Source organism: Nitrospirota bacterium (genome assembly GCA_016214855.1).
Lineage (GTDB): Bacteria > Nitrospirota > Thermodesulfovibrionia > Thermodesulfovibrionales > UBA6898 > UBA6898.
In genome coordinates this window covers 189,771-197,355 of the sequence record JACRMT010000013.1, presented here as the reverse complement: position 1 = coordinate 197,355, position 7,585 = coordinate 189,771, and the positions used below count along the sequence as shown (strand labels likewise).

Here is a 7,585-nt window from a genome sequence, read left to right as displayed (position 1 = left end):
GGCAGCACATATGTGCAGAATCCTCGCCAGGTTGGAGCAACTACCTATACCCAGCAGTGTACAGGTTATGGCGGTGGCGGTGGAACGCCTGCCTGCTCCAGAAACAGCATGACCTCCTATGGACCGGGCGGCGTATACTAAACCAAATAACTCAGTAGCTAAAAAAAGCCCCGTCCCGCAAGGGCGGGGCTTTTTTTAGCTCAACTCGACATAAAACAATGGTATAAAGTGAGGAGTTTAATGAATAGCAGAATATTATTTCTAAATTTCACATGGGCATGTATGTGTCTTGTTTTGTTTTTTTCTGTATTGGGCTGTAAAAGAGAGGCACTGCCACAGAAGCAGACAAATGAGGTTGTCACTGCAACGACCGTCATAGCAACAATTGCTGATCACGAGAAGCCGCATTCATCAACGCCTGCGGCAGGGCATTCGGCTTCCCAAGATCCTACACCGGTCTTTCAGATAGAGTTCAGTAAAAATGGAGCAGGTGTCGCATATCTGGCTAAAGTAGGCGAAACTATGCATGTTGTGCATAATGGCAGACCGGGTAAATCATATAAGGAGTTGTATGATTATACTCTCACAATCAGTCCTGATGGCCAACGAGTTGCCTATGGCGCCAAAACTAATAGTGATTGGTTTATGGTTGTGAACGATAAGGAGTATGGACCGTTCGAGGATGTAGGACCGCCTGTATTCAGCAGTGATGGCAGGCACATTGCCTATGAAATTAAACAGAAGAATAAATGGCATATTGTCGTCGACAATGACAAAAGAAGCGCAGCCTGCAGCTCGTATTTTGAGAAGCCGGTCTTCAATGACGAGGCTACGAGAATTGCTTTTGTCGAAAATCCCTATGGAAATAAAAAGATGAGATTGGTCATCAGCGATCTGGAGTTCAGAAAGCAGGTTATAAAGGAGTATGATTTTCTATTTATTATGGCTAAGCAGGTGAAAAGCAAGGTTGCAGCAGTTATACAAGAGAAGAACAATAAAAAGAGAGTAATTGAACTTAATTTAAACCAGCCTGATGTTGTCAAGGAGGGGGCACTATATGACGAATTGGCTAACCTTGCATTTGGGAATGTTGACGCTACTGTAACCTATGCTGCGACAACCGGCGGCAGGAGAGTGCTGGTTTTGAACGGCAAGGAGGAACCTCTCCCGGAGGGCGAGCCTTCAGGACCGTTTATTATTCGGCCAGATTCTTCTGGGGGGGCTGTGATTTTAGCTACCCGTGAGGGATTCTACATGCACCCGGCTTTTGCAAAGGGGGAACAAGGAAAAACGTACGAGGAGGTCATCGCCATTGAATATAGCAGGGATGGCAGTCAGTATGTATATGCCGCAAGGAAAGGGAAAAACTGGTTTGTGGTGATCAGTGGCAAGGAGGGGCCTTCTTTTGACAATATTTCTTCACAACAGTTTAGCCCTGATGGAACGAAGGTGGTGTACCGGGCACGGAAGGGGGAAAAACGCTTCCTGGTGGTCTCCGATACGAATGGCAAAGTAATCAGACAGCATCCCGCATATGAGCGGATATTTGAACCGGTATTTACTGCTGACGGAAAATCAGTCGCCTACGGGGTGAAGAATGGAAATCAATTAATATGGAAGGTGGAGAAACTGGAAGAGAAATAGCTGTCAGGAAACAGCTACCAGCCCTCAGCATTCGTTTATCAGTAGTCAGTTGGTCAGAACAATGAGATGAAGCTGACACTCTAATTTGGATTCGACAAACACTCTGCACAGTCAGAATTTCGTTTTTTTCATGATCAGGAGAATCGTATGATACTACGGAAAATATATAATTTTTTCTCTTCAGTGAAGCTCGCCATGAGTTTGCTTATCGCTATTCTTGCCTGTTGCCTTGTTGGCGCTACGGTTTTCAAGGGTGAACGAGCATGGAACGTTATATTTAATACTCTGTGGTTTAACAGTCTTCTTGTCATGCTTGTCGTAAATGTTGCATTTTGTTTTTTCGGCCGAATATGGGGCAGGAAGGTGACGCTCATCTCGTTCGGAATGATACTTTTTCATCTGAGTTTTGTCTTTATGTTGGGCGGTATTATCTATAACAGTCTGTATTACTTTCGCGGAATCATCAGATTGACTGAAGGTGAAACTCTTCCAAACGGAGATCCCAGAAGCTATGATGTTATATATCAGGGCCGGTTGTTTGATTTTTCCAGGCTGAAGGGCGAGACGACGCTTATTAAAATGTATACAGGCTACAAAGTTGAGGGAAATGACAAGAGGGCAGCCTATGAGATAGCTGTGGGCGAAGGAAGTTTCAAGAAAAAAGGCATTATTTATATTACGCACAATTTCGATTATAGGGGGTTTACTTACTATAATGATAAGGAGGGATATTCTATCCTTATTGTGCTCTATGACAGTCTTGGGAGAGAGCTATATGGCGCGTATGTTCCGCTTCAGAGCCTCAGACAGAAGGATGAATCATTTCTCTATGCGACCGGCACAAAAGATGGCCCTGGAAATTTATCTTTTCCTCAACCGCCGGCTAAGCCTCTCTTTGCGATGCAGACAATATATGTACCCTCCAGGCTTAAGGAGAGAGCGGGAGAGGTTTTTTTTCGGATCTGGCAGCATAATAAGATTATCAAAGAAGGGGAGAAACCACTTGCCGACGGAAAGGCAGCGATCGGAACAATGTTTGATATCGGAGAGCACCTTCTTTCTGTAAAGGAGGTCCGCTACTGGGTTGGTATGATGGTGCGTTATGAACCCGGCAAGCCGATTGTGCTTGCAAGTTTATGGGTTGGACTGGGAGGTATGATTATTACGTTCATCGGTAGGATGAGGAAGAAAAATCAGCCATCAGCTGTCAGCCGTCAGTAATCAGCTTTTTGCAATTAGGGAGCAAACAGTAAGTCAGCTCAGCGTCAGCAATAAAGGCAGCAGACTGAGACATTAGACAAAACGACGGGGCCTGTAGCAAGAAATATCTCTGACGCGCCGAACTGTCAGTTTTCGATTGCCAGTTCCCCTTGTGTCTGCTCCCAACTGAACGCTGATAACTGACAGCTGAAAGCTTATCCGGGGTTGCAATTGTCTTAACGACTGCACTTGTGGTTAAATAATGAATTGGATAAAGTTATTTGCCTGAGGTGATTATATGAAACCTGAACTTGTATGTTTTTGGGCAGCTGTTGGACTGTATGGCATAAGCACATTCAGCTATATTTTCGGTCTCATTGCCAGACAGGATAAACTCTTTCTTGCCGGGTTGTATAGCGCTCTTGCCGGGTTTATTCCCCATACTGCAGCAATAGCTCTCCGCTGGATGGCGGGCGGCATTGAGCCTTTTATTACCATCTCCGAGTCGATTACATTCGGCATCTTCACGACAATGCTGATCTTTCTGGTCTTTCAGTTCAGCATAAAAAAGGTGCGACCGCTGGGAGTGCTGGTCATGCCGGTTTCTTTTGTCCTGATGGGGTGGGCCGGAACGCTTATGAAGGATGTCGCAACCCAGCTTGCGCCTGCTCTGCAGAGTTGGTGGCTCTGGGTCCATATCATCGGAGCGACAACAGGTTTTGCTTCTGTTCTGATGGCAGCAGGTTTTGGATTATTTTATCTCCTCAAAGAAAAAAGATCCGGTGGGATTTACGAAAAACTGCCTGAACTGCAGGCTCTCGATAACCTCAGTTACCGGTTCGTTTCGGGCGGGTTCATCATGTATGGGCTGATGATCATATCCGGAGCGTACTGGTCGAATACGGTAAAAGGCAGCTATTGGGCTTGGGACCCGGTTGAGGTCTGGTCCCTTATTTCCTGGCTTATTTATGGCATATATCTGCATCTGAGAATAACCTTTGGATGGCGGGGCAGAAAGCTGGCTATATATTCTCTGGTCGCTGTTGTTGTGATGATCATCAGCTATTGGGGTGTTCCTTTTTCGATGGAGACGTTCCATAGCGGTTTCCGGATAGAACATTAGAAGAAAAAAGTTGTCAGTCAACAGTAGTCAGTTATCAGTTACTGAAAACTAAATACTACTGAGGGATCATTGTGAAAAATGCAGAATTTTAGAGAATTACAGGTATGGAAGAAGAGCCATGCATTGACTGTTGCAATTTATGAAGCTACCTTGAGCTTTCCTAAAGAAGAGATATATGGATTAACAAGCCAGATAAGACGTGCAAGTGTTTCCGTTGCTGCTAATATAGCAGAGGGTTGCTGCAGAAGTGGAAAACCTGACTTTGCACGGTTTCTTCATATTGCAGCCGGTTCTGCAAGTGAAGTTGAATATCTGTTGCTTCTTTCCCATGAAATCAAGTTACTGAAGACTTCTTCTTATGAAAGACTTTCCGAAGAGGTAGTCGATGTGAAACGAATGCTTACTTCTTTTATCCGAAGACTGAAAGCTGATAACTGACCACTGATGGCTGATAGCTACGCATGAAACTTGCCATAATCTTCCCTCCGCTTCCCTTTGGCTGGACGCCGGTGGCTCCGCCGAGTCTCGAGTATCTGGCAGCACTTACCCGCCGTGCAGATCCTGACATCGAGATCGAGTTGATCAGTGCCAGTGCTGACCCCGAGGCCATTGAGAGATTGGAGTGCGACCTTGCGGCCATAAGCATCCTGACTCCAACAGCCGTGGGGGGATACCAAATAGCGGCAAAGCTGAGGGTGAAGGGAATCAAGATCGTCTTTGGCAATATGCATGCCTCTGCCATGCCTGAAGAAGCCAAGCAGCATGGCGACGCGGTGGTGATCGGTGAGGCAGAGTCTGTCTGGCCTGAGGTTCTTCGGGATTTCCGCAGCGGTCAGTTAAAACCATTTTATCGCGGGGAGCAGATATCCCTTGATGATCTCCCTACGCCTCTGTACGGGCTTCTACAGGGCAAACGCAAGCATCAGTTCCGGATTGTGAACACCTCGCGGGGATGCCCTTACAATTGTGCATTTTGCTCCGTAAAACCGTTCTGGGGTGCAAAGGTACGCTTCCGTCCGATAGATCATGTGGTGCGCGATGTGGCTGCAATTCCCGAAAAGATGTATATCAACGGCGACGAGAACATCTGGTGGGTCGGTCAGGCGCAGAGGGCCATTGACCTGTTCACTGCACTGAAAGGCAGCAAGAAGAAATGGATGGGCTTCGGCAGTCTTAGACCTGTTTTATCGCCAGAGGGATCACGCATGCTGAATGCTGCCCGCGAGAGCGGCATGCGAACGGTCTGGGTCGGGTGGGACGCCATGTCCGATGAAAGTCTGAAGGCTTACGGTGCTGATGGAAAGATCGGCGTGGATCGGGAACGGGCAGTACGAACCATAAGGGACCACGGCATTGATGTGTCTCTCTTCTATATGCTCGGAAGCCGGGATGATTCTCTGGAGGATTTCAAACGCTCTGTGGAACTGGCGGACCGTCTGGGCGTGAGCATGCATCCATCCCTGGTCGTACCTTACCCGGGAACGAGACTTCGCGAGCAGTATGAGCCATACCTTTACAAGGAAATGGGCTGGGAATACTACTCCGGGGCATATGCGCTATTTGATCATCCGGACCCGGCCATGACGCCAGAGGTGCGGGAAGAGCTGTTCTATGAGACCTCACTGGAAGTGCTGCGGCTGGGGAGGGTGCTGAAGCATATGTTCAATATCCCCTGGGCGGGGTTTCCTGAAGCTCATATTCTGTCGCTTATGAACCAGATCCCGGTCCGGCAGGGATATAAGATCGCCTATGAAAAATGGAAGGCCGAGAGAAAGAAAGTTGCTGAAAAAAGACTTCTCAAATAATAGTATGCAGGGCCATAGATTCTTTTCGGTGCGCGTCTTTTGCTATGGTTTGTGCCAGTGAATTCGAGATCGTCTGGCTATAATGAGGTGAAGAGTATATCCGACAGATTTAAGATTTACGGAGCTTTCTTTGTGGCAGTAATTCTTTCGTTTGTCTGTTTTATCCCCGACCTTAATAATGAACTGCTCATCTGGGACGATTCCGGCTATATTATCGACAATGTATATATCAGAAATCTCTCTTTTGAGACGGTCAGTTGGGCCTTTACCACGTTTTACTGCAATTACTGGGCACCGCTGACATGGCTTTCATATGCGGTGGACTATGCCGTTTGGGGACTGAACCCGGTTGGATATCATCTTACCAATAATGCACTTCATGCGTTAAATACAGGAATGTTTTTTTTGCTTTCCTTGGAACTCCTGCAAATATATCTTGCCGTTACATATTCCGAAGTAAATAAGGCCAGGATTCTGAACAATTCGAATATAATTTATTGTTCCCTGATGGCAGCGCTTTTTTTTGGTTTGCACCCGCTGAGAGTTGAGTCAGTTGCCTGGGCTGCCGAGCGAAAAGATGTTTTGAGTTTCTTCTTTGGAATCCCTGCGATTTTTGCCTATCTGAGGTATACGCGGATGACAGTAAATCAGATAGGCTCTGCTGAAAATCAATTTTCTTTTCTGGTCTCCCGGTATTATTGGCTTGCGATTGGTTTTTATTGTCTCTCGCTGCTTAGCAAATCCATGTTGGTGACGCTTCCTCTGGTGCTTCTGGTGCTGGACTGGTTTCCACTCAGGAGGGTTCACAGGAAGACTTTTCCTACGCTGCTCCTTGAGAAAATCCCCCTTGTTGTTCTTGCAGGTTTCGCAGCAGTGATTACCATGTTTTCGCAGACAGTGGAGATGATCCCGCTTGAGCGCTCGGATATGCCATCTCGCATGCTGAATGCCTTGAAATCAATCATGGCCTATCTCCGGCTAACGGTTTGGCCTCTTGATCTGAGCCCTTTCTATTTGCATCCCGGCAATATCACAAAGTTAGGCATGGAGTATACTCTGCCGATTTTCTTTTTTGTTGCAGTCACAATATGTTGTGTTCTGACTGTTAAACGCCGGCCGGTTTTTACTGTCACTTGGCTGATTTATCTGATAACCCTGCTTCCGGTTATTGGAATTACTGCAGTAGGACCTACCGCGATGGCAGCCAGATTTACCTATCTTCCGGGTCTTCCCCTGGCAATGCTGGCAGCCCTTGGTATTACTGTTTTTTTTGTTAGATTTTCCGGGTCGTATCTTGTCCGCATTTTAATTGGGGCGGGGACATTTCTTCTCCTGTTGCTCGGCTGCTACTGCACGATCCAGCAGATTTCCTTTTGGAAAGACGATGTGACTCTCTGGACACGGGCTATCGACCTCCAGCCGAACACTGTGGGGAGGGTATATTTTCAGCGCGGGATAGGTTATGGGCTAAAAGGCGAATTCCAAAAAGCTTTGACTGACATGAACAAGGCTGTTGAGATAGCTACTGCCAAGGGATACGGTGAGATGCATACAATCTATTTTCAGCGTGCCTGGATCCTTAGACAGTTGGGAGATCTTGAAGCTGCAATAGCTGATCTCAGCAGCGCGTTGTTGACCGATAATTCACCAATGAGGCAGCTTTATTATCGGGAAAGAGGCACTATATATCAGGAACTTGGAAGAACCGATCTTGCCAACGAGGATTTCAGGCTGAGCATGATGCCCGAAGGCAGTATGTGATCACAGTGCCTCTCTTGAATTTGACACGAATTGGCGTGAATGCATTTATCAC

The 7,585-nt window shown here is 46.8% G+C and carries 6 protein-coding genes; all 6 read left to right on the top strand.

Features of this window, described 5'->3' with window-relative positions:
- Window positions 1–240 precede the first annotated feature (240 nt).
- The 6 genes from HZB62_12645 to HZB62_12620 all read left to right on the top strand — a co-directional run bounded on the left by HZB62_12645 (window position 241) and on the right by HZB62_12620 (window position 7,533).
- On the top strand, window positions 241–1,644 hold the full coding sequence (locus HZB62_12645; GenBank protein MBI5076001.1) for a hypothetical protein: 1,404 nt from the start codon (window positions 241–243) through the stop codon (window positions 1,642–1,644).
- 468 nt (window positions 1,645–2,112) lie between these two features.
- Window positions 2,113–2,865 carry a hypothetical protein gene (locus tag HZB62_12640; protein ID MBI5076000.1) on the top strand — a complete coding sequence of 251 codons (753 nt, stop codon included), beginning with the start codon at window positions 2,113–2,115 and terminating at the stop codon, window positions 2,863–2,865.
- A 277-nt stretch (window positions 2,866–3,142) separates the two neighbouring features.
- Window positions 3,143–3,967 (top strand): cytochrome c biogenesis protein CcsA, encoded by an 825-nt coding sequence (gene ccsA / locus HZB62_12635; protein ID MBI5075999.1) that lies wholly within the window; start codon window positions 3,143–3,145, stop codon window positions 3,965–3,967.
- A gap of 78 nt (window positions 3,968–4,045) precedes the next feature.
- Window positions 4,046–4,405, top strand: coding sequence for a four helix bundle protein (locus HZB62_12630; GenBank protein MBI5075998.1), 360 nt, complete (start codon window positions 4,046–4,048; stop codon window positions 4,403–4,405).
- A 23-nt stretch (window positions 4,406–4,428) separates the two neighbouring features.
- On the top strand, window positions 4,429–5,772 hold the full coding sequence (locus tag HZB62_12625; GenBank protein ID MBI5075997.1) for a B12-binding domain-containing radical SAM protein: 1,344 nt from the start codon (window positions 4,429–4,431) through the stop codon (window positions 5,770–5,772).
- A 132-nt stretch (window positions 5,773–5,904) separates the two neighbouring features.
- Window positions 5,905–7,533 (top strand): tetratricopeptide repeat protein, encoded by a 1,629-nt coding sequence (locus tag HZB62_12620; GenBank protein ID MBI5075996.1) that lies wholly within the window; start codon window positions 5,905–5,907, stop codon window positions 7,531–7,533.
- Window positions 7,534–7,585: the final 52 nt, after the last annotated feature.